General features: G+C 66.2%; 20 protein-coding genes. 7 read left to right on the plus strand and 13 right to left on the minus strand.

Going from position 1 to position 25,072, the window contains the following annotated elements; genetic code table 11:
- Positions 1–5 precede the first annotated feature (5 nt).
- The 7 genes from UN84_RS01605 to UN84_RS01635 form a co-directional block, all read right to left on the minus strand.
- Complete coding sequence (locus UN84_RS01605) at positions 6–1,340, minus strand: TRAP transporter large permease (RefSeq protein ID WP_046079455.1); 1,335 nt, start codon at positions 1,338–1,340, stop codon at positions 6–8.
- Position 1,341: 1 nt separating this feature from the next.
- Entirely contained in the window at positions 1,342–1,866 is a 525-nt protein-coding gene (locus UN84_RS01610) for a TRAP transporter small permease subunit (RefSeq protein WP_046079454.1), read from the minus strand.
- A 61-nt stretch (positions 1,867–1,927) separates the two neighbouring features.
- Complete coding sequence (locus UN84_RS01615; protein ID WP_046079453.1) at positions 1,928–2,929, minus strand: TRAP transporter substrate-binding protein; 1,002 nt, start codon at positions 2,927–2,929, stop codon at positions 1,928–1,930.
- Between the two features lie 389 nt (positions 2,930–3,318).
- Positions 3,319–3,810, minus strand: a complete 492-nt coding sequence (locus tag UN84_RS01620; RefSeq protein ID WP_046079452.1) for a methylated-DNA--[protein]-cysteine S-methyltransferase — start codon at positions 3,808–3,810, stop codon at positions 3,319–3,321.
- A gap of 34 nt (positions 3,811–3,844) precedes the next feature.
- The gene (locus UN84_RS01625) at positions 3,845–5,224 is read right to left on the minus strand and encodes an AlkA N-terminal domain-containing protein (RefSeq protein WP_046079451.1); all 1,380 of its coding nucleotides are present in this window, start codon (positions 5,222–5,224) and stop codon (positions 3,845–3,847) included.
- A gap of 160 nt (positions 5,225–5,384) precedes the next feature.
- Complete coding sequence (locus UN84_RS01630) at positions 5,385–6,689, minus strand: OprD family outer membrane porin (RefSeq protein ID WP_046079450.1); 1,305 nt, start codon at positions 6,687–6,689, stop codon at positions 5,385–5,387.
- 177 nt (positions 6,690–6,866) lie between these two features.
- Positions 6,867–8,315, minus strand: coding sequence for a M20 family metallopeptidase (locus UN84_RS01635; protein WP_046079449.1), 1,449 nt, complete (start codon positions 8,313–8,315; stop codon positions 6,867–6,869).
- Positions 8,316–8,566: 251 nt separating this feature from the next.
- Here UN84_RS01635 and UN84_RS01640 point away from each other — a divergent pair, with 251 nt between their 5' ends.
- A complete protein-coding gene (locus tag UN84_RS01640) occupies positions 8,567–9,469 on the plus strand; it encodes a LysR family transcriptional regulator (protein WP_046079448.1) in 903 nt (300 codons plus the stop codon).
- Positions 9,470–9,522: 53 nt separating this feature from the next.
- On the opposite strand, the gene UN84_RS01645 is transcribed toward UN84_RS01640, so the two are convergent.
- Positions 9,523–10,893, minus strand: a complete 1,371-nt coding sequence (locus tag UN84_RS01645; protein ID WP_237022346.1) for a YfcC family protein — start codon at positions 10,891–10,893, stop codon at positions 9,523–9,525.
- Positions 10,894–11,103: 210 nt separating this feature from the next.
- The gene (locus UN84_RS01650) at positions 11,104–11,568 is read right to left on the minus strand and encodes an Lrp/AsnC family transcriptional regulator (RefSeq protein ID WP_035593746.1); all 465 of its coding nucleotides are present in this window, start codon (positions 11,566–11,568) and stop codon (positions 11,104–11,106) included.
- A 134-nt stretch (positions 11,569–11,702) separates the two neighbouring features.
- Here UN84_RS01650 and kynU point away from each other — a divergent pair, with 134 nt between their 5' ends.
- From kynU to UN84_RS01675, 5 genes are all read left to right on the plus strand, one after another.
- Entirely contained in the window at positions 11,703–12,935 is a 1,233-nt protein-coding gene (gene kynU / locus UN84_RS01655) for a kynureninase (RefSeq protein ID WP_046079446.1), read from the plus strand.
- Positions 12,935–13,765 carry an alpha/beta hydrolase gene (locus UN84_RS01660; protein ID WP_046079445.1) on the plus strand — a complete coding sequence of 277 codons (831 nt, stop codon included), beginning with the start codon at positions 12,935–12,937 and terminating at the stop codon, positions 13,763–13,765. Before kynU ends, UN84_RS01660 begins: the two co-directional genes overlap by 1 nt.
- Positions 13,766–13,785: 20 nt before the next feature.
- Positions 13,786–14,646: a tryptophan 2,3-dioxygenase gene (gene kynA / locus UN84_RS01665; RefSeq protein WP_046080418.1), complete on the plus strand. Its 861-nt coding sequence runs from the start codon at positions 13,786–13,788 to the stop codon at positions 14,644–14,646.
- 153 nt (positions 14,647–14,799) lie between these two features.
- Positions 14,800–16,107 carry a DUF2252 domain-containing protein gene (locus UN84_RS01670; protein WP_046079444.1) on the plus strand — a complete coding sequence of 436 codons (1,308 nt, stop codon included), beginning with the start codon at positions 14,800–14,802 and terminating at the stop codon, positions 16,105–16,107.
- Between the two features lie 213 nt (positions 16,108–16,320).
- Entirely contained in the window at positions 16,321–17,796 is a 1,476-nt protein-coding gene (locus tag UN84_RS01675) for a protein adenylyltransferase SelO (protein ID WP_046079443.1), read from the plus strand.
- A gap of 62 nt (positions 17,797–17,858) precedes the next feature.
- Here the strand turns inward: UN84_RS01675 and UN84_RS01680 are convergent, their stop codons facing one another.
- From UN84_RS01680 to katG, 4 genes are all read right to left on the minus strand, one after another.
- Positions 17,859–18,398 carry a GNAT family N-acetyltransferase gene (locus UN84_RS01680; RefSeq protein ID WP_046079442.1) on the minus strand — a complete coding sequence of 180 codons (540 nt, stop codon included), beginning with the start codon at positions 18,396–18,398 and terminating at the stop codon, positions 17,859–17,861.
- Positions 18,399–18,443: 45 nt separating this feature from the next.
- A complete protein-coding gene (locus UN84_RS01685) occupies positions 18,444–19,493 on the minus strand; it encodes a homocysteine S-methyltransferase family protein (RefSeq protein ID WP_046079441.1) in 1,050 nt (349 codons plus the stop codon).
- A 311-nt stretch (positions 19,494–19,804) separates the two neighbouring features.
- Positions 19,805–20,728 (minus strand): AEC family transporter, encoded by a 924-nt coding sequence (locus tag UN84_RS01690; protein ID WP_035593740.1) that lies wholly within the window; start codon positions 20,726–20,728, stop codon positions 19,805–19,807.
- A gap of 202 nt (positions 20,729–20,930) precedes the next feature.
- Positions 20,931–23,114: a catalase/peroxidase HPI gene (katG, locus tag UN84_RS01695; protein ID WP_046079440.1), complete on the minus strand. Its 2,184-nt coding sequence runs from the start codon at positions 23,112–23,114 to the stop codon at positions 20,931–20,933.
- A 441-nt stretch (positions 23,115–23,555) separates the two neighbouring features.
- Here katG and UN84_RS01700 point away from each other — a divergent pair, with 441 nt between their 5' ends.
- Positions 23,556–25,055 carry a CoA-acylating methylmalonate-semialdehyde dehydrogenase gene (locus UN84_RS01700; protein ID WP_046079439.1) on the plus strand — a complete coding sequence of 500 codons (1,500 nt, stop codon included), beginning with the start codon at positions 23,556–23,558 and terminating at the stop codon, positions 25,053–25,055.
- Positions 25,056–25,072: the final 17 nt, after the last annotated feature.

Below are 25,072 nucleotides of genomic sequence, written 5' to 3' on the forward strand. Positions count from 1 at the left end.
CTCCTTCAGCCCATGATCAGGTCGGGCAGCCACAGGGCGATGCCGGGGAAGAAGCACAGCAGCACGATCGCCAGCACCATGCACAGGGCGTAGGGCAGGCTGCCGGTCAGGATGCTGCGCAGCGAGATGTCCGGCGCGATGCCCTTGATGATGAACAGGTTGAGGCCCACCGGCGGGGTGATCAGGCCGATCTCCAGGTTGATGGTCAGCACCACCGCGAACCAGTAGGGGTCGAAGTCGGCGGCCAGGATGATCGGCAGCAGGATCGGCGCGGTCATCACGATCACCGCCACCGGCGGCAGGAAGAAGCCGGCCACCAGCAGGAAGACGTTGATGACGCCCATCAGCACCCAGCGGTTGACCTCCAGATCGGCGATGGCGCCGGCCACGGTCTGGGTGATGAACAGCGACGACAGGGCGTAGGCGAAGACCTCGGCGCAGGCGATGACCAGCATGATCATCACGCTCTCGCGCAGCGAGTCGCGCATGATCAGCTTGATCGGCCCGGCCTGCCACATGCGGTAGATCAGGATCGCCAGCGCCAGGCACAGGAAGGCGCCGACGCCGGCCGCCTCGGAGGGCGTGGCCACGCCGCCATAGAGGGCGAACAGGATGCCCGCCACCACGGCGAGGAAGGGCAGCACCCGCACCACCGCCTTGAGGTTGGAATCGACGTTGGCCTTGACGGTCTCCTTGAGCCGGCCGGCGGCCTCGGCCGCGGGATTCTGGTAACCGCCGGCCAGCCGGCAGGCGATGATCGTCCACACCATGAACAGCCCGGCGAGCATGAAGCCCGGCACCACGCCGGCGATGAACAGGCGGCCGATGGAGGTCTCGCTGGCGATGCCGTAGATGATCATGGTCACCGAGGGCGGAATCAGGATGCCCAGGGTGCCGCCGGCGGCGATGCAGCCGGCGGCCACGCCGTCCGGATAGCCGCGGGTGCGCATCTCGGGGATGCCCATCTTGCCGATCGCCGCGCAGGTGGCCGGCGACGAGCCGGAGAGGGCGGCGAAGATCGAGCAGGCGCCGATGTTGGAGACCGCGAGCCCGGCCGGCAGGCGGCCCATCCACAGGTCCAGCGAGCGATAGAGGTCGCGGCCGGTGGGCGAGGAGGCCACGGCGGCGCCCATCAGGATGAACATCGGGATGGCCACGAAGCCGAATTCGGCGATGCGCTCGAAGAAGGTCTCGCCGAAGTAGGTGAGCTCCGGCATGCCGCGGTCGTAGAGCAGCGCCATCAGCGAGACGCCGCCCAGGGCGAAGGCGATGGGGGTGCCGATGGCCATCAGTACGATGAGGCCGACGGCGACGATGATGCCCAGCGTGATCGGATCCATGTCAGTTCTCCTCGCCGCGCAGCAGTTCCGCGACGTACTGCAGCGTCAGCAGGGTGGCGCCGAGGGCCACCGGCAGCAGGGCGGGCCACAGCGGCGGGTTCCATACCGTGCCGGTGGTCCACTGGCCGTGCCAGGCCTCGGCGACGTAGACCCAGCTGCCGTAGGCCAGCGCGGCGCAGAAGGCCAGGCCGACCAGCGAGCCGAGCAGCAGCATGAGCTTGCGGCCGAGGCCGCCGACCAGGTCGGGCAGCAGGGTGATGGCGACGTGGCCGCCGGTCATCAGCACGTAGGCGCTGCCCATCAGCATGGCGCCGGTGACCGAGAAGATGGTGAATTCGGTCTGCCAGCTGGTGCTCATGCCCAGCGCGTAGCGCACGAAGACCATGTGGCAGATGGCGCCGACGCCGGCCAGGAACAGCGCGCAGGCGACGTAGGCGGCGCCGCGGGAGACGCCATCCATCAGGCGGATGTAGCCGCCGACCAGCGGCAGGCGTCGGGCGAGGGGTGAGGTGTTGGCCATGGTCATGTCGTCCTCCCGGAGTCAGAGACACCGGCCCGAAGGCCGGTGTCGTGGGGCGGAAACCCGGTTACTCGACGGCCAGGGCGGCGTCGATCAGGGCCTGTCCGTTGGGGACGTTCTCGGCGAAGTTCTTGTAGGAGGTCTGCTTGGCGATCTCCAGCCAGGCGTCGTAGTCCTCCTGGCTCATGGTCACCACTTCGACGCCGTTCTCCTCGTAGACGTCGACCATCTCCTGGTCGAGGCCGGCGGCCTCCTCGGCGAAGAAGTCCTCGGCGGCCTGGCCGGCGGCCATCAGCGCCTGCTGCTGCTCCTCGCTGAGCCCCTGCCAGCTGCGCTCGGAAATCAGGATCGGCTCGTACATGAACCACAGGGCGTGCTCGCCCGGGGCGGTCATGCAGCTCACCTGCTCGTAGATGCGGTAGGAGACGAAGGACATCGAGGAGGTGTTGGCGGCGTCCAGCACCCCGGTCTGCAGGGCGGTGTAGATCTCGGACGACGGCATGGAGGAGATCGAGGCGCCGGCGCCGGCCAGCATCTGCTCGAAGGCCGGGCCGGCGGCGCGGAAGGTCTGGCCCTCGACGGTGTCCGGCGAGGTGATGCACTGCTGGCTGGAGGCGAAGCCGCCGGCCAGCCAGGCATCGGCCAGCACCCGGGCGCCGCCTTCCTGGATGACGTCCTTGATCATGCCCATGAACTCGGAGTCGTTGAGGCGGCGGGCGTGCTCGTGGTTGCGTACCACGCCGGGCATCAGGGTGGCGGAGAATTCCGGGTGGCGGCCGCTGGCGTAGTCGAGCGGCAGGGCGGTGATGTCCAGGCGTCCGCGGGACAGCGCGGCCCACTGCTCGCGGGCCTTGAACAGCGACTGGCCGGGATAGACCTCGATCTCCAGGCCCACGTTGGCCTCGGCGACCTTGTCGGCCATCAGCTGGACCATCTCGTCGCGCACGTCACCCTGGCCACCGGGGAACTGGTGCGAGGCGCGCAGCACGGTGTCGGCCGAGGCGGCGGTGCCGGCGAGAGAGGCGGCGAGGGCGGTGCCCGCGACGATGGGGAGCATTGAGCGTTTCATGGCGTCTCCAGATGGGTGTTGTTGTTATGGGCCGTTTGTTGAGAGCAACGTTTCTTGGCACAACTTCTCTTTGGAGCAGCAGCGAGAGAGCGGCTGTTGTACGAAGCTTTATTGTTTGAAGTGTCTATCAGCAGTGCTGATATATATTTCAATAGGCGAAGTGAAATACTACTGTCAAACCGGCCGGTCTAGACAAAGGTGTGAGCTGCAAAGCAGCAAAAGCGCCGAAAGGCGCTCGTGGCGGGCGATAGGGCGTGATGAAAGAAAATCGGGGGAAATCGTCGCGACACTCGCGCAAGGCGGGGCATCGCGACGGGAGAACGATCCGGGTGCCCGGCATCGGCTCAGTTCAGAGATACGCGATTCAGAGGCACTCGATTCAGAGGCTCTCAGTTTAGAGAGAAAGGAATCTCGCCGGCCTCGTGCGCCAGCAGCCACTGCTTGCGGCCGATGCCGCCGGCGTAGCCGGTGAGCCGTCCGTCGCTGCCGATCACCCGGTGGCAGGGCACCACGATGGCCAACGGGTTCCTGCCGTTGGCCGCGCCCACCGCGCGCTGACCGCCCTTGCAGCCGAGCTGCTCGGCGATCTCGGCATAGCAGCGGGTCTCGCCGAAGGGAATGGTGGCCAGCGCCTGCCATACGCGGCGCTGGAAGTCGGTGCCCTCCGGCGCCAGCGGCAGGTCGAAGGCCCGGCGGAGGCCGTCGAAGTATTCGGCCAGCTGGGCGCGGGCCTGCTCGGTGTGGGCGTTGGGCCGGGCCGGTGCGTCCTCTTCCATGACGAAGGCGATCTCGGTCAGTCCGGCGTCGGAGGCGCTCAGGCGAATCAGGCCGAGGGCCTCGGTCTCCGGCGGGTGGAAGTAGTCCAGGGCGTCGTCGCTCATCGGCTTGTCTCCTTGTTGCTCAGGGGCATGAACCTCAGGGGGTGGAAGACCAGAGCTGCAGGGTCAGGTAGCTGCGCCAGGGCGCCCCTCGGGCCGGGTCTTCGCCTTCCAGGCGGGGCAGGGCGCGGCGCACGCCGGCGTCGCCGTCCAGCCAGATGTCGGGGGCGCCGATACCGCGCAGCGCCGCGTAGTTCGCCGTCCAGGGCCCGATGCCTTTCAGCGCCGTCCAGGTCAGCGGATCGTCGTCGGCTTCGCCTGCAGCGTACCAGCTCGCGAAGCGCCTGAGCGTCGCCTTGCGGGCGCCGGGCATGCGCAGTTCGTCGAGTTCGCTGTCGGCGATGGCCTCGGGCACGGGGAAGTGATGGCCGTGCTCGGTCGGCTCGCCCCGCGCTTCCACCAGTCGCGTGACCAGGCCGCGGGCGGCGTCGGTGGAGACCTGCTGGCCGAGGATGGCGCGGACGCCGGCCTCGAAGGGCGACCAGATGCCGGGCAGCCGCAGCCCCTCGACCAGTGCAAGGCCGGGGAAGGCGCCGGCCAGATGGGTCTCGATGGTGGTGGTGTCGGCGTCCAGATCCAGCACCCGGCGGATGCGCCGCACCACCGGCGACAGTGCGCGCAGGTCGTCGAGCAGGAGGCGGACCCGGAAGGCATGGCGCTGCGACACGTGTTCGGCGGTGAACGAGCCGCGCGCGCCGCCCCAGCGGATATGCCGGCCGTAATATGCCTCGCCGACCCACTCCAGGCCGGCAATGGCACGGCCGGCGTGGAAGTCGCGCAGCGCCGGCCAGGCGTAGGGCGGGCGATAGGCCAGCCATAGCGTCAGCGGCTCGCCGTTCTGGCCGCCGTTGGCGCTATCGGCGGCGCTTCGGCGCAGTTCCCGCGGCGCCAGGCCGATGCGGGTCACGAAGGCATCGTTGAAGCGGCGCAGGCTGCGAAAGCCGCTGGCGTAGGCGATGTCGGTGATCGGCAGCGTGGTCTGGTGCAGCAGCTGCTTGGCGAACAGGCACTGGCGATGCTGGGCGTAGGCCTTGGGCGAGACGCCGAGCCCGTCGTGGAACAGCCGCCTCAGGTGGCGCTCGCCGACGCCGAGCCGCTGGCACAGATCGCCCAGCGAGCCGTCGCCCAGGGCGCCGTCGTCGATCAGCCGCAGCGCTCGCTCGAGCGTGGTGCGGGTGCCGCGCCAGGCGGGGGAGTCGGGGGCGCTGTCGGGCCGGCAGCGCAGGCAGGGCCGGAAGCCGGCCTCGGCGGCGGCCAGGGGCGTGTCGAAGTAGCGCACCCGGGTGTCTTTCGACGGGATGGCCGGGCAGATCGGTCGGCAGTAGATGCCGGTGCTGGTCACACCGACCACGAAGCGGCCGTCGAAGCGCGCATCCCGGGCCAGGCGCGCCTGGCGGCACTGAGCGGCATCCAGCATGACGACGTTCCTCGGTCTCGGTTCCTGATCGCAGTGTAACGCGCCAGCGCGGCGAGACTCGCCGGAAACGGACGTGGTCTACGCGAGGCGTAGTGCTGAGCATCGCCAATCTGTCCTGCATCCAGCTAGTGGCGCCCCGGGGGGCGCCGAATCGTATCGCTCAGAACGTGTAGCGGTAGGTCAGGTAGAGGCGGTCGGTGTCGTGGGTGATGAAGCCGGAAGCCGCGTAGGTCAGTGCCTTGCCGCTGCCCGGAGCCGGCTCGCCAAGGGTCTCGAAATCGATATGCAGCCAGGCCAGTGACAGGCCATCCAGGGGGCCGGAGAAGCGATACCGCAGCAGGCTCAGGAATTCGCGGCGAGAGAAGTCCTGGTAGCCGTCGGCGGCATCGGAGAAGGCGTAGTGGCCATCCCAGCGCAGTCCTTCGAGACCTAGGGGGGACAGGTCCATCCCGGCGCTGACTTTCCACATCTGTTCGCCTTCCAGGCCGAACCAGTAGAAGTTCTTGGCCTCGCTGTTCCAGGTGCCGTGATCCTCGGCGAAAAGGGTGCGGTCGTAGTTGTCTCCGTCGACCTGGGTGTAGGCGAGTCCGAGGTACTTGCCGGGGAGTCGCCAGGTGAGCGATGCCTCGTCATAGCGGGCGTCGTGGGAGTCGTCCGCCTGGTAGCGGCGCGGCACCCCCTGGGTCTCGAACAGGTCGCCGCCATCGTGTTGGGCGCCATGGGCCAGGCTCATCGACAGCGTCGAATCCAGCGGCAGCGCGACGTCATGGCTGAGCCGGAAGAAGGACTCGTCGAGGTAGTCCCTGGCCGTCAGGTATTCGGTCTCGAACGTCACCTCGCCCGGCAGCTCGACGCTCAGGCCGGCCAGGTCAACGCGGTTGATGGAGCGGCCGTCGAAGGTCTCCAGATCGTCGCCCCAGCCGGACTCGTCTCGGGGGCTGAAGCGATCAATGCGAGCCGCGTAGAGGCTGAGGTCTTGGTAATCGTAGGCGATGTCGTAGCCAATCGACGAGGCGGGCAGGATGCGGGTGGTGTTGTCGGTGTACAGCTGATAGTCACGACTCTTCTTGCCCCATCCCAGGCGCAGGCGGTTGTCTTCGTCGCCAAGTCGCAGCTTCAGATAGGCGGAGGTCGGCGTGGAGATCGAGTGCGGATGCTGGACGTCATCGCCGGCGGAGAGGTTGGTGATGCTGTCGGCACCGTTGCCGATGTGCAGCGCGTCGGCGACGCCGTAGCCGAGATCGAAGCCGATGATGTCGCGATAGAAGCCGGATTGGTAATCGACCAGCATCCCCTGGACCCATTCGTCGCGGGTGGGGCCCATGCCCGAGTCGGGGTCGGCGTTAAAGTAGTATTGGCGGTATTCGAGCTGCGCCTGGCCTTCCGAGAGAAAATCGTCGGCAAGGGCAAGGGTGGGCGCAAGGCTCAGGATCAGGATGCTGCTTTTCAGCCTATGGGGCGACATGGCGACCTCGTATGATGTTGTCGTTGTGGTGGGTCAGTGGGGTGGCGTCCACGAGGACGCGCAAGGAGTGGGCGGTTCGTCGTGAACCGCCCTGTGTGGCCATGGTTCGGGGAGGCTGGGCCATCGGTGTCGAGGGTCCTGCCCGGGCGGGTCGCTCCGGGGCCCGACGGTGTGCCGCTAGGCGTCGAGCGGCGTTTCTCGTGAGCCGGGTGCTCGCTCGGCGAAGCGTCGGCCGTCGGGGGTGCCCAGATCCCAGAAGATGCCGGCCGCCAGCCGTACGCCTTCCTCGACGATGTGCTCGAGCAGGTGCTCGTCGGGCGCATGCTGGTTGCATGAGGGGTACGAGTGAGGGAGCCACACGGTGGGCAGCCCCAGGACATCGGAGAAACAGTGGTTGGGGATGGTGCCGCCCAGGTTGGGCAGCACCGAGGGCGGCTCGCCCAGGCTGTCGGTGGCGGAGCGGGTGACGAACTCGACCCATGGGTGTGAAGGATCCAGCCGAGTGGCCGCGTAGCCGCCTGCGGGCTGCACCTCGATATGGCCCAGTCCCCGGGCGTCGAGATGATCCCTGAGGTTCCTTTCCACCGCCTGCCAGTCGGTGCCCTTGACGAATCTCAGCTGCAGTATCGCCTCGGCCTTTTCCGGAATCGCCCCTACCGGCTTGTCGGTCCTGCCGGCGTTGAAGCCGACGATTTCGAGGGTGTTGGTGCCGTAAAGGCGTTCGCCATCCGTCAGGCCCGCTTCGCCCCAGCCCGGGTTAACCTCCGGGTCGCCGTCGCTGCCGCCCACGGGGAGGTCGCGGATGAGCCGGTCGACGTCGTCCGGGATCTCCGGTGCCCTGAGGGAGTCGGCCAGTATCTTGCCCGTGGGCGAGATCAGCGTCGCGACGGCATTGGCAAGCTCGGCCGCCGGATTGGTGATGATGCCGCCCCAGTTGCCGGAATGGCGGCCACCGTTGCCCGGATCGGCGGTCAGCCGGAACTGCACGACTCCGCGCGAGCCCAGAAACAGGGTCGGCATGTCGTGACGGATCCGAGGCCCGTCCGAGGCCAGGAACAGGTCGGAGGCCAGCTCTTCCCGATAGGCTGCGCAGACCTCCTCAAGGCCGGGAGAGCCAATTTCCTCGCTCATCTCGAACAGCATCTTGAGGTTGTATCCCAGGGTGCCCTTGCGAGCCTCGATGACGGACTCCAGAGCGGCCAGGTTGATGCTGTGCTGCCCCTTGTTGTCGGCAGTGCCGCGGCCGTAGATGCGGCCGTGCTCGAAGGTGGTGGACCAGGGCATAAGTTCGCCCGACCACAGCTCATCCTGGCCGTTGGTGACATCCCCATGGCCATAGGTAAGCAGCGTGGGCAGTTCAGGATCCTCGAGCCGGTGGCCGATCAGTAGAGGAGGGTGGCCAGACTTGGGGTTCTCTATGATCCGGCAGGAAAAGCCCATGCCCTCGAGGGTGGGCGCGATGTCATCGGTCAGGTAGTGGCGCAGGGCGTCGGCACAGTCGGGATCCTGGCTGACGGTCTGCCGGGCGATGCGTTGCTCGAGGCGTTCGTAGAGCTGCCCGGAGGTGACCTTGTCAGAGGCCAGCCGGATGGCGAGGTCTCTTTCGGATGAGTGGGTGTCGTTCATATGCCATCCTGTATGCATGTTTAACAATATTAAGCCGGATGTCTTGAGGTTAATTTCTGCCTGTTGATATCACAATTTCGAATATTTGAATTGCTCTTTCTGATTGCGGTAATCCTGTTTTTTAGTATTGCATTCTGTGTTGTATTTCATGGGTTGATGTTGGTGTTAGAGTCTTGATGATAACAATTAATATCTTGGTTTATCATGAATTGTCCTGCCGGTTTTCCGGCATTGCCCCGGTGAGGTAGGGAATGAAAGAGCTCAACTTGCGCTATTTCCAGAGCGTTGCCTTGACTGGCTCACTGTCGTCGGCAGCCGAGGAGCTTCACGTGGCAGTATCCGCTGTCAGTCGGCAGATCACCAACCTCGAGAACAGGCTGGAGATCAAGCTGTTCGACAGACAGCCAAGGGGGATGAAGTTGACCGAGGCTGGAGAGTTACTGTTGGCCTATTCCTTGAGAAACCAGCTGGAAATCAGCCAGGTACTCTCGGAGATGCAGGGGGTGGTGAAGCGCCAGAAGATGACCATCAAGGTGGCCTGTCCGGAAGGCATGGCATGGAACTTTCTGCCCAGTGTCATCTCGCGTTTCGCCGAGAGGTTTCCTGAAATTCGGTTTGATCTTCTTGTCGTGGACTCGGTCCGTGCCTCGGAGCTGGTGAGGGAGGGAACCGTCGATATCGCTTTGACCTTCAGCCTGTCACCCGATGTCGGCGTGAAGGTGGTCTCCAGTCATGAGGCTTCGATCTGCGCCCTCATGCCGAGGGAGCATCCGCTGGCGAGTCGGGAAAGCGTCGGCGTCGAGGATGTCGTCGACTATCCGTTGGCCATGTCGCTGGGCGGATCGACCATGCGGCATCTCTTCGACATGGCATGCAGCCTCGCCGGAGTGAAGGTGTTGCCGGCATTTTCCTGCGACTCCCTGGGTGCCATCTACACCGTGATCGGCGAGAGTTCGAGCATGATTGCCCTTTGTAGCGCCGTTACCGTCAGCGGCAAGGTGGAACGAGACGGTCTGGTCCTAAAGCCAATGAAGGAGCCGCAGTTGTCGCTGCGACACCTTCAGGTGCAGGTGATGGCGGATCGTGAGCTGCCGGGAAACGTCGACGATTTTCTGGCGTATCTAGACGACCAGCTCACATCCGCCTGCCGTTAGGAGAGCCGGCTGCCTGGCAGGATGTGCCGGCCAGGCCGCTGGCAATGGTTTCCTCAGAAGGGCCCGTAGTTGATGCTGACGGCAATGGCGACGAAGAGGCCACCCACCACGACCCAGATCAGTACCAGCGGCAGAGCGAACCTGAACCACTCCACATAGGAGACGCGGGCGATCGCCAGGCAGGCCATCAGGGTGCCCGATAGGGGTGTGATGATGTTGGTGACGGCATCGCCTAGCTTGAAGGTGATGAAGGTGGACTGACGGGTGACTTCCAGCATGTCGCCGATAGGCACCATGATGGGCATGACGATGGCGGCCTGTCCCGTGCCCGAGGTGATGAGTCCGTTGAAGGTCAGGTTGAAGGCATACAGTAGCTGCATGGCCATGATCTTCCCGTGACCGTCCAGGGAGCTCACGATGCCATGCACGATGGTATCGATCAGGCTGGCCTGTTTCAGCAGTACGATGACGGCGGCAGCGACGCCGACGACCAGGGCGCCGTACATGACCTCATTCGCCCCAGCCATCATCCGCTTGACGAAATCGTTGGGCGTGACTCGACAGATCGCGGCGGTGACGATACCGAGGATGATGAAGACCGCGGAGAGCTCCTTGATCCCCCAGCCGAAGTTGAAGCCACCATACAGGAAGGTACCGATAGCCACGGGGATGAGCAGCAGCACGATCCTGTGTGACAGGCTGAGTACCGGGGCGGCCTCGAGTTCACCGTCTTTCGGATCGGGGGCCGTGCCGACATGACCCATGAAGCTGTTGTCGGGGTTGCTGCGAACACGCTGAGCATAGCGGCAGATATAGACAATGGTGATGCTCAGGAAGACGAGGAAGATGACGCCGCGAAAGAGAAAGCCCGAAAACAGCGGAAGCTCGGCGATTTTCTGGCCCGTGACGGTGACCACTGGGTCGAAGACGCCGCCGGCGAAACCCGCATAGGCACCGAGAAAGATCATCGACACGCCGACGATCGGATCAAGTTGCAGCGACCTTGATAAGAGCAGTCCGATGGGGATGAAGGCGATCGCCAGGTTGGGGGCGACACCGACAGAAGAGAAGATGGCGAAGGTCGTGCAGAACATCACGATCAGCACATTATGGTTGCCCTTGGCCAGATGTATGAGCCGATAGATGCCGTTGTTGATGGCCCCCGTTGACTCGATGACTTTCAGCGATCCGCCGACTACCAGAATGAGAAAGATGATACCGGAGGCACCCGTCAGGCCCTGGTGAATGGCCGTGAAAAGGTCGAGAAAGCCTAGTGGCATCGCGTCGATATATTGGAAACTGTCTGTGGAGACCTGGGTTAGCCCGTTATTCTTGATTCTCTCGTAGCTGCCGGCCGGGACGATGTACGACATTATCATTACGAGGATCATGAAGCCGAACAGGATAACGAAGACATCGGGCATCGGCAGCTTCCTGCCCTTCGATGCCCTGGTTGCTGATTCTATCGTTGTCTTTCCCGCCATCTTTCTCTCCATTATTGATTCTTGTGTTTTCGAGGTCTTTTTGCGGTTTTTTCACGCTAGCAAGGCACTCGCATCGTTAACAATTACGTATTTCTCAAGTGCTTCTTCTGTTTTTTGCAAGCGGTGACCTCGGTGCCGGTGGCGCCGGTGCTATCTCGTCTTCAGCGGCCCGTTGCTCTTGAGGGTGTCCATGGCCACCTGAGTGGCGACGTTCTGGATGCCCTCGAGCGGGCTTATTGCCTCGGCGAGGAAGGCCGACAGTGCCCCCAGGCTTTCCACCACCACCTTGAGGACGAAATCATGGTCGCCGGTGATGGTGTGGCATTCGATGACCTCGTCGCGGGCCAGCAGCGCCGCCACGGCATCCAGCGGGCGGTCCATGCGCGACTTGTCCATGGAGATGGAGATGAAGGCCGTTACCGCCAGGCCCAGCGCCCGAGGATCGAGCCGTAGTGCATAGCCCTGGATGATGCCGTCGCGTTCGAGCCGCGCCAGGCGCCGCGAGCACTGACTGGGCGAGAGGCTGACGGCCTCCGAGAGGGCGCCGAGGGTCAGGCGGGCGTCGCGCTGGAGGGCATGGAGCAGGGCCAGGTCGAAGCGATCGAGTGTTGTCATTTATCTTTATGTGGCCTTTTTATGCAAGATTCTTGCATTAAAGATGCCCAGGAGCCCATGAGAATGCAAACGGGCGTCGTCCGTCCTCGCCTAGAATGATCGCAGGCCTTTCCCCTGACCTGCGGAGACCCGACATGAGCGTCAGCCTGGACCGCGTTCGCGAGCTGGACCGCCACGATCCCCTGGCGGGCTTCAAGCGCCGCTTCGCCCTCCCCGAGGGCACCCTCTACCTCGACGGCAACTCTCTCGGTGCCCAGCCGACGGCCGCCAGGGAAGCCGTCGCCGCGACCCTGGATCAGTGGCGCGACGAGCTGATCGGCGGCTGGAACCAGGGCTGGTTCGATGCCCCGGAGCGCCTCGGCAACCGGCTGGCGCCGGTGATCGGTGCCCGCGATGGCGAAGTGGTGGTCACCGACAACATCACCCTCAACCTGTTCAAGCTGCTGGGCTATATCCTCGAGCGGCGTGGCGATGGAGACGGTGGCGCGGTGCTCAGCGAGGGCGGCAACTTTCCCACCGACGGCTACATCGCCCAGGGCTTCTGCCGGCTCGGCGGCGTCGAGCATCGTGTACTGCCCGAGGGCGCCGAGCTCGCCGACCACCTGGACGGCGTGGCCGTGGTGGTGCTCAGCCAGGTCAACTACCGCACTGGCCGGCTGCGCGACATGGCCGCGACCACGCGCCGGGTGCATGAGGCCGGGGCCGAGGTGATCTGGGACCTGGCCCACTCGGCCGGCGCGTTGCCGGTGGACCTCGCCGGCAGCGGCGCCCGTTACGCGGTGGGCTGCACCTACAAGTACCTCAACGGCGGCCCCGGCGCGCCGGGCTTCCTCTATGTGCATCGGGACCACCAGGACGGCGGCTGGCAGCCGCTCTCGGGCTGGCACGGCCATGCCGCGCCCTTCGCCTTCGACGCCGACTATGCCCCGGCCGGTGACATCACCCGCTTTCGTACCGGCACCCACTCCGCGCTGGCCTACAGCGCCCTGGAGGCCTCACTTTCGATGTGGGGCGATGTCGACATGGCGGCGCTGCGGGAGAAGAGCCTGGCGCTGAGCGCGCTGTTCCGCGACTGCCTGGCCGATCTGTTCGAGGCGCATGGCATCGAGGACATCACCCCGCCGGCGGCCGAGCGCGGCAGCCAGGTGTCGCTGGTGGATGCCGACAACGGCTACGCCATCGTCCAGGCGCTGATCAGTCGCGGGGTGATCGGCGACTACCGTGAGCCGGGCCTGATGCGCTTCGGCTTCACGCCGCTCTACCTGAGCTTCGAGGACGTCTGGCGGGCGGCGATGCACTTCCGCGAGGTGGTCGAGAGCGGCGAGTATCGTGAGCCGCGCTTCCACGTTCGCGGGGCGGTTACCTGATGGCCGAGAGCGACGCGCAGGCGGCACGGGATCGTGCCTATTCGCCGAGCCTCTGGGCGCGAAGCTTCGAGGCCAGCCTGGCTCGCCAGGCTCGGCGTGGCGAGCGGCTCAGGGAACGTCATCCGCCGCGACGCCTGAGCTATGGGCCGGGCGCTCAGGAGGGTATCAACCTCTTCCTGCCGACGACGGGCAAGCCGCGCGGGCTGATGGTGTTCCTGCATGGTGGTTACTGGCAGGAGCTGGACGCCTCGGCGACGGATTTCATGGCCGGCGACTGGCTCGAGGCCGGCTGGGCCTTCGCGTCCGTGGACTATCCGCTGGCGCCGCGGGCATCCCTCGAGGCCATCGTCGAAGCCTGCCGGCGGGCGGTCGCGGTCCTTCAACGAGAGCTGGGGGAGCTGAACGCCGAAGCGCCCCTTCACCTGGGGGGGCACAGCGCCGGGGCGCACCTGGCATTGGCGAGTTGCCTGGGCGAGCAGGGGCTGGCGGGCATCGACTCGCTGTGGTTGATCAGCGGTATCTATGACCTGCGCCCCCTGGTGGAGACCTACATCAATGCCCCGCTGGGGCTGGACCCTGGGCGTGCCGAGGAGCTTAGTCCCTTGTGCCAGTCATTGGCGGGACTGCCACCGCTTCAGCTGGTGCTCGGGGAATTCGACCCGCCGGCGTTCCATCGCCAGAGCGAACGGCTCGATGAACGGGTGCGGGCGGCAGGAGGGCGCTGTCGGCTGACCGAGCTCAAGGACTGTGACCACTTCGATATTCTCGAGCGGCTCGGCAGCACGCCAGATCGTTCGGGCAAGGATGCATCAGCCAACGAATCAACATGAAGGTAGGCAAGGGGGCCGCCATGAAGCACTCAAATGACAACAAGACCGGCCGGAATGCCGTGAACCTGACGAGCGAAAAGAGCGTTCACTGGGATCAGGACATGAGCTACGGACAGTACCTGGGGCTCGAGACCCTGCTGTCCTGCCAGAATCCTGTCTCTGACGAGCACGATGAAATGCTCTTCGTGATCATCCATCAGGTATCCGAGCTATGGCTGAAGCAGTGCCTCCATGAGGCGCATGCGGCGGCTCGGCATATCGCGGCGGATCGACTCCGGCCGGCCTTCAAGATGCTCACCCGGGTCTCGCGCATCCAGGAGCAGATGATCCAGGCCTGGGAAGTCCTGGTCACCATGACGCCGACCGACTACGTCAGCTTCCGCGACAGCCTGGGGCAGAGCTCCGGATTTCAATCGTACCAATACCGCGAGCTGGAGTTCCTGCTGGGCAACAAGCACCCGGGCATGGTCAAGGTCCATCGCTCGCACCCCGAGCACTATCAGCGGCTAGTGAGCGTGTTGCAGGCCCCCAGCCTGTACGACATCAGCCTGCAGCTGCTGGCTCGGCGAGGTTTCAGCGTGCCGGCATCGGTGCTGGATCGCGACTGGTCGGAGCCGTATGAAGCCTGTGCGGAGGTCGAGGCCGTCTGGGCCGATATCTACGCCGATACCGACCGGCACTGGGACCTGTATGAGCTGGCGGAAAAGCTGGTGGATACCGAGTACAACTTCCACAAGTGGCGCTTCAGCCACATGAAGACCGTCGAACGCATCATCGGCCACAAGAGCGGGACCGGCGGCACCTCGGGAGTGTCGTATCTGCAGAAGGCATTGGACCTGAAGTTCTTTCCCGAGCTCTGGTCGGTCAGAACCTCGCTGTAGCCGGCGGGGCCAGGATGATGGGACGATGATCGCGGTTGCCTCATGCCCGATGGTGTTCATCGGGCCGATGCGTCAGGCTTACCCGGTGGTTCGGAGCCTGCTTGACTGTAAAGGATGCCGTTTCGGTTGCCCTCGATCACACGGAGTTTTCCCATGACGCCACCGCTGACCCGTCACAATCGCCCCCGCCAGGTGCTCGACGCCATCGCCGCCGCCAATGCTTCGCTTGACGACGACGACCGCGAGGCCAAGTACGCCAAGCTGGCCGAGTCGCCGTATCGCTTCTTCCGCGGCACCAACCACCTGTACTGGAGCGACGTCTGGCACGACTGGCGCTTCGCCCTCTACGGCGGCCTGCCGGAGACCCAGACCTGGCTGCAGGGCGACGCTCACGTCTACAACTTCGGCGCCTACGGCCATCATGACGATGCCGTGCGCTACGGCATGGACGACTTCGACGATGCCATGGTCGGCGACTACCAGTACGACCTGTGGCGGCTGGCGATCAGCCTGGTGCTGGACGCCCGTGAGAACGCCGGGCTCTCGCGCAAGGGCATCGACAAGTCGCTCGAGACGCTCATCGAGGCCTACCTGGACGAGCTCGACGATCACGCCGAGGGCGAGGTGCCGGGGGCGGTGACCCTGGAGACCGCCAAGGGGCCGCTGGAACCCTTCCTGGAGAAGGTGGCGCGCAAGGAGAGCCGGGCCAAGATGCTCGACAAGTGGACGGTGCTTGGCGACGACGGCCGTCGTCTCGCCGTCGACGAGCGCCCGGAGAAGCTGGCCCGCCTGCCGGCCCACCTGGGCAGCCAGCTGCGCAAGGCCGTGGAGGAGGAGTATCGCGGGACGCTGCGCGGCGCCCGCGCCGAAGCCGAGGAGGATCACTTCCGGGTCAAGGACATGGCGCGGCGCCTCGATGCCGGCACCGGTTCGCTGGGGCTCGACCGCTACTACGTGCTGATCGAGGGCGGGCGCGACCATGTCCACGACGACGTCATCCTCGACGTGAAGCAGCAGACCGCGCCCGAGGGCTGGCGGCTGATGAACGCCGCCGAGAAGCGCGACTGGCGCCGCGCCTTCGCCCACGAGGGTGCCCGCCATGCCGCCGCCTTCACCGCCATCGCCGAGCACCCGGACATCTACCTGGGCTGGCTGCATCTGGGCGACACGGTGTTCTCGGTGCGCGAGCGCTCGCCGTTCAAGGAGGACTTCCCGACCCACAAGCTCGACGGCGACAAGCCCTATCGCAAGCTGGCCAAGCAGTGGGGCCGGATCCTGGCCCGTGAGCACCTGCGCGGCGGCCAGGCGCTGAACCCCGACGATCCCGGCGCCTTCGCCCGGGCGGTGACCGGCCGGGCCGAGGGCGGCCAGGAGCATTTCGTGGACATGATCTCGACGCTGGCCTTCAGCTACGCCGACTGCGTGGCCCGGGATCACGCCACTTTCGTCGATTCTCTGTAAACGGGAACCGATGTGTTCGCCGTCGACGGGTCTGCGAGGGGCGCTATGAACCCCTCCCTGGACGCTACCGACGCCTTCCCTGGCGTAGGACCCCCTCTTCGACCCGTCCCCGGCGTGTTCCACGTTCAGCACCGTTCTGAATCGCGCCGATACGCCTTGGGTGCAGGCCCCCGGTCGCTGTAGGCTGGGGGCAATTCGCATTCAGGAGGCGCCATGTTTCCCCCCTTCACGCTGCGCTATGCGCGCTTCCCCGACCGGCTGCGGGCGCCCGCCCGGCCGGCGCCCGTCGAGCGCCCCGAGCTGGTGGCCTTCAACCGGCCGCTGGCCGAGTCGCTGGGCTTCGATCTGGACGCCTTCGACCCCGAGCGGGCTGCCGAGCTGTTTTCCGGCAACGTCCTGCCCGAGGGCGCCGAGCCCGTGGCCCTGGCCTACGCCGGCCACCAGTTCGGCAACTTCGTGCCCCAGCTCGGCGATGGCCGGGCGGTGCTGCTGGGCGAGGTGACCGACCGCGCCGGCCGGGTGCGCGATCTCCAGCTCAAGGGCAGCGGCCGCACGCCGTTCTCCCGCGGCGGCGACGGCCGCGCGCCGCTAGGTCCGGTGCTGCGCGAGTACCTGGTCAGCGAGGCCATGCATGCCCTGGGCGTGCCGACCACCCGGGCGCTGGCCGCGGTGACCACCGGCGAGACGGTCTATCGACGCGTGCCGGAGCCCGGCGCGGTGCTGACCCGCGTCGCCGCCAGCCACCTGCGCGTGGGCACCTTCCAGTACGTCGCCGCCCGTGACGACCAGGAGGCCGTGCGGCTGCTGGCCGACGAGGCGATCGAGCGCCACTACCCGCATCTCGCCGAGCGCGATGAGGGCGAGCGCTATCTGGGCCTGCTCGAGGCGACGGTGGAGCGCCAGGCCGAGCTGGTGGCGCGGTGGATGGGGCTTGGCTTCATCCACGGGGTGATGAACACCGACAACGCGGCGATCTCCGGCGAGACCATCGACTACGGCCCCTGCGCCTTCATGGACGCCTATGACCCGCGCACCGTATTCAGCTCCATCGACGAGCGCGGCCGCTATGCCTTCGTCAACCAGCCGCCGATCGCCCAGTGGAACCTGGCGCGCTTCGCCGAGACCCTGCTGGCGCTGATCGACGAGGACCGCGAGCGGGCCATCGAGCGCGCCACCGAGGTGCTGAAGACCTTCGAGGATCGCTTCGAGGCCAGCCGGCTGCGGGTGATGCGCGCCAAGCTGGGCCTCGAGACGGCGGAGGAGGGCGACGCCGCTCTGATTGCGGACTGGCTGGCGGCGATGCAGGCCGCCCGCGCCGACTTCACCCTGAGCTTCCGCCGCCTGGCCGACGCTCTGGAAGGTCCCGAGGGCGAGGCGCGCCTGGCCGAGCCGTTCGGCGACCGCGAGGCGCTCGACGCCTGGCTGTCACGCTGGCGCGAGCGGCTGTCCCGCGAGGAGGCCGATACCGCCGAGCTGGCGCGGCGCCTGCGCGGCGTGAATCCGGCGGTGATTCCGCGCAACCATCGCGTGGCCGAGGCCATCGCGGCGGCCGAGAACGACGACTTCGGCCCCTTCGAGGCGCTGCTGGCGGCGATCACCCGGCCCTTCGAGGCGCCGAACGGCGAGGTCGACTATACCCGTCCGCCGCGGGACGACGAGAAGGTGCTGCGGACCTTCTGTGGCACCTGACGCGAGCGCATCCTCACCGCGACAGGGGCCGTCGGCATGTCACGCCTCGCCCGGCGCGTCTGTCACCAGAAGGCCGCGTCGTTGAATGCCTCGACACAGTGGGCTCTGCCCTTCAGCGGCGTCATCTCGGCCTCGGTGAGCGGTTGTGCGAGCCAGCCCTCGGGGTATTGCAGCGCGAACGGCGCCGGGATGAAGGTCGTGGTGACCGGCGCAAAGCCGACACGCGAGTAGTAGTTCGGGTCACCATAGGTCACGGCGATGTCGATGCCTGCCTCACGCAGCGCTTGCAGGGCATGGGTCAGCAGCTGCCGCCCGACCCCCTGGCCTTGCCACTCGGTCGCCACCGCCACCGGGCCGAGCACCAGCACGCTCCGGTCATCCTGGTCGTAGGTCAGCCTCGAGAAGATCGCCGCGCCGATGACCGCACCATCGGACTCGGCGGTGAAGACATGCCGATCCGGCGCGGGTGTGCGAGACAGCAGATTACCCACCAGATCGCCGATCAGCGTGCCTTCCGACGCTCCCTCGGCGGCGGTGAAGGTCGCCGTGAACAGTTCGACGAGCGCCTGATCGCGCCCCTGGGCGCCTTGCGAGAATTTCATGCGGGCTCCTTGTCTGCCGTACGCAGGTTCAGGGTAACGGCCCCTTCAGGCCTTTTCCCCCAGGGCGGCGATATGGTCCGGCAGGCGATCATGGGAGCCGTACATGAAGTGGTTCTCCATGCGCTCCGCAAACTGGGCGGCTTCCGGCTCACGTCCCACCGCCATGGCGACCTCGCGCACGTGCATCGGCGATGCGCCACAGCAGACGCCGAGGTAGTTGACCCCCTGGGCATGAACGTCGCGAGCAAAGGCGCCGAGTTCGTAGCGGTTGCAGAACAGCGGGTCCAGGGCGGTCGGGAAGGGGCGTCCATGGGGCGCCGGGCAGCCGCACCCCTGATGGTCGGAGAGGTTGAAGAAGGTCGGTTCCTGCTCGGTGGTGCGATAGGTCACCGGCAGCGCTGCCACATGGCAGGCAACGGCATCGCGAATCTGCTGGATCCAGGGCAGCATGGTATCCGGCCCTCTGAAGCAGTTCAGACCGACCACGCTGGCGCCCTTCTGCTCCAGGGCGACGCAGGTTTCCACGATGCCGGGGCCATCGATCATGCGATTCTCGGCCATCGGCGCCAGGGTGACCACGGCCGGCAGCCCCTTGGCCTTGATCGCCTCCAGGGCCGCTTCGGCTTCTCCGGCATAGTAGAAGGTTTCCGCGATGATGAAGTCGGCGCCTTCCTCGACGGCCCATTGCACCATCTCGTCGAACATGTCGCGTACGCTCTGCTGGGAGACCGGATCTTCCGGGTCCCAGACGTTGCTGTTGGAAATGTTGCCGGCCATCAGGTTACCGGCCTTTTCATCGGCCACCTTGCGGGCAATCTTCAACGCGGCCCGATTCAGCGGCTCCAACAAGTCTTCCTTGCCGATGACCTTCATCTTTTCGCGGTGGCCGTTATAGGTGAAGGCCTGAACGATGTCTGATCCGGCATGCTGGAAATCCCGGTGCAGCGCTTCCAGCGCGTCCGGGCGCAGCAACGCCACTTCGGGAACGAACTCACCGGCGGAGAGATAACCGCGCCGTTCAAGCTCGAACAGGAAACCCTCGGCACAGATGAGGGGGCCCCGGTCGAGTCGTTGGGTGATCAGGTCTTGTGCCATGGATGCATGCCTCCGCGGTGGTAGGTGTCTTGAATCAATGCATTCTGGCAGTCGTTCAGCCCTCGTCACCAATGAAGGTTTTCCGGCTTGAAGATGATTGAAATTCATCCAGGGTGACATTTCTAACAATGAAATGAATATTCGCCGGGGTCTTTGACGTTCAAAGGGAAGGCATCGGCTGGCCGTTATCTCCGGAAGCGAAGCCATCGCACAACGCGCTTATCGCCAGGGGCGGACAACGCCAGGACAGGGGCAGCCTCCCGTTACCGGGAGCTATCGAAAACACGCACCACGTCGCCTCGAGCCTGCCTCTAGAGCCAGTAGAGGCACAGCGATAGCGTTACCACCGAGCCCAGCGTCGAGAGCAGCACGGTGCGCGAGACGACCGCCGCCTCGCGGCCGTAGAACTCCGCCAGCATGTAGGGCCCGGTGCCGGTGGGTAGCGCACTCATCAGCAGCGCCGACTTGGCCCACAGCGGCGGCAGCGCGAAGACGTGGAACGCCAGCACCCAGGTGATCAGCGGATGCACCAGCAGCTTGAGGCCGACCAGCCCCCAGGCGCCTTCGGCGGAACCGCTCTGCTTCTGGGCCAGGAACAGGCCCAGCGAGACCAGTGCGCAGGGCGTGGTGGCATCGCCCAGCAGGCGCAGGAAGTCGTCGAAGGGGCCGTCCAGGGGTGCGCCGCCCAGCGCCCACAGCGCGCCCACCAGCGGCGAGACCACCAGCGGGTTCCTGGCCAGGGCCTTGAACACCTTGGCGAGTGCCTGGACGAAGGACGGCTCGTCCTGCAGGCCGACCTCGATGCACACCACGGCGATGGCGAACAGCACGCAGACCACGATCAGGGTGGCGATCAGCGCCGGTGCCAGCCCGGCTTCGCCCAGCACCAGCAGGCTCAGGGGAATGCCCACGTAGCCGGTGTTGGCGTAGGCGGCGCCGAGGCCGTCGATGCTGGCGTCGACCAGCCGGCGCCGGCCGCGCAGGCGGTAGCCCACGGTGACCGCGAACAGCAGCAGCGTCGGCAGGGTCACGGCGGCGATGAAGCCCGGATGCCAGATCTCCTCCCAGCGGGCGGTGGCCGTGGTGCGGAACAGCAGCGCCGGCAGGCACAGCCAGACCACGAAGCGGTTGAGCTCGGCGGCGGCGGTCTCGCCCAGCCGGCCGGTGCGGCGGCACAGGTAGCCCGCCAGGATCAGGCCGAAGATGGGCAGAACGACACCGAGAACGGACGACATGGGGGCTCCTGGGCGGCGGCACGATGGAGAGGCTAGCCTAGGCGGATACGGCGATGCCGTCTAATCGATGAGAAGACGGTCGATACGCCCGGATAGCGGCCGAGCAAGACAGCGGGCGCCCACGACGAAGCGCGCCGGCCACGAGGGCCGGCGCGATGTCGTCGGGGACCGCCGCGGGGTGCGGCGGCCGTCGGGTGGGCGATCAGCCCAGTTCGAGATCGAAGCGGTCGGCGTTCATGACCTTGGTCCAGGCGGCCACGAAGTCCTTCACGAACTTGGCCTCGTTGTCGTCCTGGGCGTAGACCTCCGCGTAGGAGCGCAGGACGGAATTGGAGCCGAACACCAGGTCGATGCGGGTGGCGGTCCACTTCACCTGGTCGCTCTTGCGGTCACGGATCTCGTAGAGGCCCTTGCCGGCGGGCTTCCAGTGGTTGGCCATGTCGGTCAGGTTGACGAAGAAGTCGTTGCTCAGCTGACCCTCGCGGTCGGTGAACACGCCGTGCTTGCTGCCGCCGTGGTTGGTGCCCAGCATGCGCATGCCGCCCATCAGCACGGTCATTTCGGGGGCGGTGAGGCCCATCAGCTGAGCGCGGTCGAGCAGCAGCTCCTCGGGCTTGACCACATAGTCCTGCTTCAGCCAGTTACGGAAGCCGTCGGCCACCGGCTCCAGCGGTTCGAAGGAGTCGGCGTCGGTCATCTCGGCGCTGGCATCGCCGCGGCCCGGCGAGAACGGCACCAGGATGTCGTGGCCGGCCGCACGGGCCGCCCGCTCGATGCCGACGCTGCCGCCCAGCACGATGAGGTCGGCCAGGCTGGCGCCGGTCTCGGCGGCGATGCCCTCGTAGACCTTCAACACCTTGTTCAGGCGCTCGGGCTCGTTCCCCGGCCAGTCCTTCTGTGGCGCCAGGCGGATGTGCGCGCCGTTGGCGCCGCCGCGCATGTCGGAGCCGCGGTAGGTGCGGGCGCTGTCCCAGGCGGTGGCGACCATCTCGCCGATGGACAGGTCGCTTTCGGCGATCTTCTGCTTGGCGGCCTCGACCGAATAGTTGATGTTGCCGGCCGGTACCGGGTCCTGCCAGATCAGGTCCTCGTCCGGCACTTCCGGGCCGATGTAGCGGGTCTTCGGGCCCATGTCGCGGTGGGTCAGCTTGAACCAGGCGCGGGCGAAGCAGTCCTTGAAGTATTCCGGATCCTTCATGAACTTCTCGCAGATGGCCCGGTAGGTCGGATCCATCTTCATCGCCATGTCGGCGTCGGTCATCATCGGGTTGTGGCGGACGGACGGGTCGGTGGGATCGACCGGCTTGTCCTCCTCCTTGATGTCGACGGGCTCCCACTGGTTGGCGCCGGCGGGGCTCTTGGTGACCTCCCACTCATGCCCGAACAGCATGTCGAAGTAGCCCATGTCGAACTGGGTGGGGTTCTTGGTCCAGGCGCCCTCGAGGCCGGAGGTGACGGCGTTGGTGGCCTTGCCCTGCTGGTTCGGGTTGAGCCAGCCGAACCCCTGGGCCTCCACGTCCGCGGCTTCCGGCTCCGGCCCCAGGGCGTCGGCATCGCCGTTGCCGTGGGTCTTGCCGACGGTGTGGCCGCCGGCGGTCAGCGCCGCGGTTTCCTCGTCGTTCATGGCCATGCGGGAGAAGGTCTCGCGAACCTGTTCGGCGGTCTTCAGCGGGTCGGGCTGGCCATTGACCCCCTCGGGGTTCACGTAGATCAGGCCCATCTGCACCGCGGCCAGCGGGTTCTCCATGGTGTCGGGCTTGTCGACGTCGCCGTAGCGCTCATCGGAGGGGGCCAGCCATTCCTTCTCGGCGCCCCAGTAGACGTCCTTCTCGGGATGCCAGATGTCCTCGCGACCGAAGGAGAAGCCGAAGGTCTTGAAGCCCATGGACTCGTAGGCGACGTTGCCGGCGAGGATGAACAGGTCGGCCCAGCTGACCTTGTTGCCGTACTTCTTCTTGAGCGGCCACAGCAGGCGCCGTGCCTTGTCGAGGTTGCCGTTGTCCGGCCAGCTGTTGAGCGGGGCGAAGCGCTGGTTGCCGGTGCCGCCGCCGCCTCGGCCGTCGGCGATGCGGTAGGAGCCGGCGGCGTGCCAGGCCATGCGGATCATCAGGCCGCCGTAGTGGCCCCAGTCGGCCGGCCACCATTCCTGACTGTCAGTCATCAGGGCGTGCATGTCCTTCTTCAGCGCCTCGAAGTCGAGCTTGCGGACTTCCTGGCGATAGTCGAAGTCGTCGCCCATCGGGTCGGTCTTGCGGTCGTGCTGGTGGAGGATGTCGAGGTTGAGGGCATTGGGCCACCAGTCCATGACCGAGGTGCCGGTTTCGGTCATGCCGCCGTGCATGACAGGACACTTGCCCGCGCCGCCTTGCTGTGTTGCGTCACCCATCTCGTACTCCTTCATCGCGTGGTCGTGTGCTCCAGTATCGATAGAGGTCACGTCGCCGCCCTTGTTGCCGAATGCCGGGAATCCGGTACATCCAAGCGGGCCTCTAGCCTCTTTCACATAGCTTAGTGATGACTGGGGCGACTGCCATTTTTCTTTCCTGAACAAGTTGATAGCAAACCTTTATCGTCCTTTGACGATACGAGGCCGGCCCCGTTCGGCGTGGCCGGCCGTCGTCCATTGGTCGCCCCCTGGTTGCCTGGCGATTCGCGGCCTCCCTACACTCGATGGCTCGGTAATCATGAGCCCCGCATGAGCGTTTCGCTGTTCTCGATCCGGCCCCGTCGATGCATTAACGGGGCCGAACATCGGATAACAATCACAAACCGCGAACCCGGGGGAGGGCAGGGAGCCTCTCCCCGGGGCCGCCAAAGGAGCCGCTAGATGTCCGTCAGAGAGATCCCGCTGTATATCGATGGCCAGGCCGTCACCTCGCAGAGCCAGGAATGGCGCGACGTACTCAATCCGGCCACCCAGGAGGTGGTCGCCCGGGTGCCGTTCTGCACCCTGGAGGAAGTCGATCGCGCCGTGGCCAGCGCCAGGGCAGCCTTCCAGGAATGGCGTCGCACGCCGCTGGCCAAGCGTCAGCGCATCATGCTGAAGCTGCAGGCGCTGATCCGCGAGCACACCGAGGAGCTGGCCGCGTTGATCACCGAGGAGCACGGCAAGACCCTGCCGGATGCCGCCGGTGAGGTGGGCCGCGGGCTCGAGGTGGTGGAGCACGCCTGCTCGATCACCTCGCTGCAGCTCGGCGAGCTGGCCGAGAACGCCGCCACCGAGGTCGACGTCTACACCCTCAATCAGCCGCTGGGCGTGGGCGCCGGGATCACCGCCTTCAACTTCCCGATCATGCTGCCGTGCTTCATGTTCCCGCTGGCCATCGCCACCGGGAACACCTTCGTGCTCAAGCCCTCCGAGCAGGATCCGAGCTCGACCATGCGGCTGGTCGAGCTGGCCCACGAGGCCGGCGTGCCGGCCGGGGTGCTCAACGTGGTGCACGGCGGCCCGGACGTGGCCAATCGCCTCTGCGATCATCCGGACATCAAGGCGGTGTCGTTCATCGGCTCGACCCACGTCGGCACCCAGCTCTATCGCCGCGCCGCCGAGGCCGGCAAGCGCGCCCAGGCGATGATGGGGGCCAAGAACCACTGTGTGGTGATGCCCGACGCCAATCGCAGCCAGGCCATCAACAACCTGCTGGGCTCGGCCTTCGGCGCCGCCGGCCAGCGCTGCATGGCCAACTCGGTGGTGGTGCTGGTGGGCGAGGCTCGCGACTGGCTGGACGAGCTGGTCGAGGGCGCCCGCCACATGAAGGTCGGCCCCGGCACCCAGCGTGACGCCGACCTCGGTCCGCTGGTGTCGCCGGCCGCCAAAGCGCGGGTGGAGGACCTGATCGCCGCCGGCGAGCAGGAGGGCGCCCGGCTGCTGGTCGACGGTCGTGGCCGTGAGGTCGAGGGCTATCCGGAGGGCAACTTCGTCGGCCCGACCCTGTTCGCCGACGTGACCGCCGAGATGACCATCTACCGCGAGGAGATCTTCGGCCCGGTGCTGTGCGTGGTGAGCGCCGAGACGCTCGACGAGGCGATCGAGTTCATCAACGCCAATCCCAACGGCAACGGCACCTCGATCTTCACCAACTCCGGCTGGGTGGCTCGCCGCTTCGAGACCGAGATCGACGTCGGCCAGGTGGGCATCAACGTGCCGATTCCGGTGCCGGTGGCCTACTTCAGCTTCACCGGCTCGCGGGCCTCCAAGCTCGGCGACCTGGGACCCAACGGCAAGCAGGCGATCGGCTTCTGGACCCAGACCAAGACCGTCACCGCCCGCTGGTTCGAGCCGGAAAACGTCTCCGGCGGCATCAACAGCACCATCTCGCTGAGCTGATCCCATCCCGCTCGGCG

Source organism: Halomonas sp. HG01, assembly GCF_000968715.2.
Classification (GTDB): domain Bacteria; phylum Pseudomonadota; class Gammaproteobacteria; order Pseudomonadales; family Halomonadaceae; genus Halomonas; species Halomonas halophila.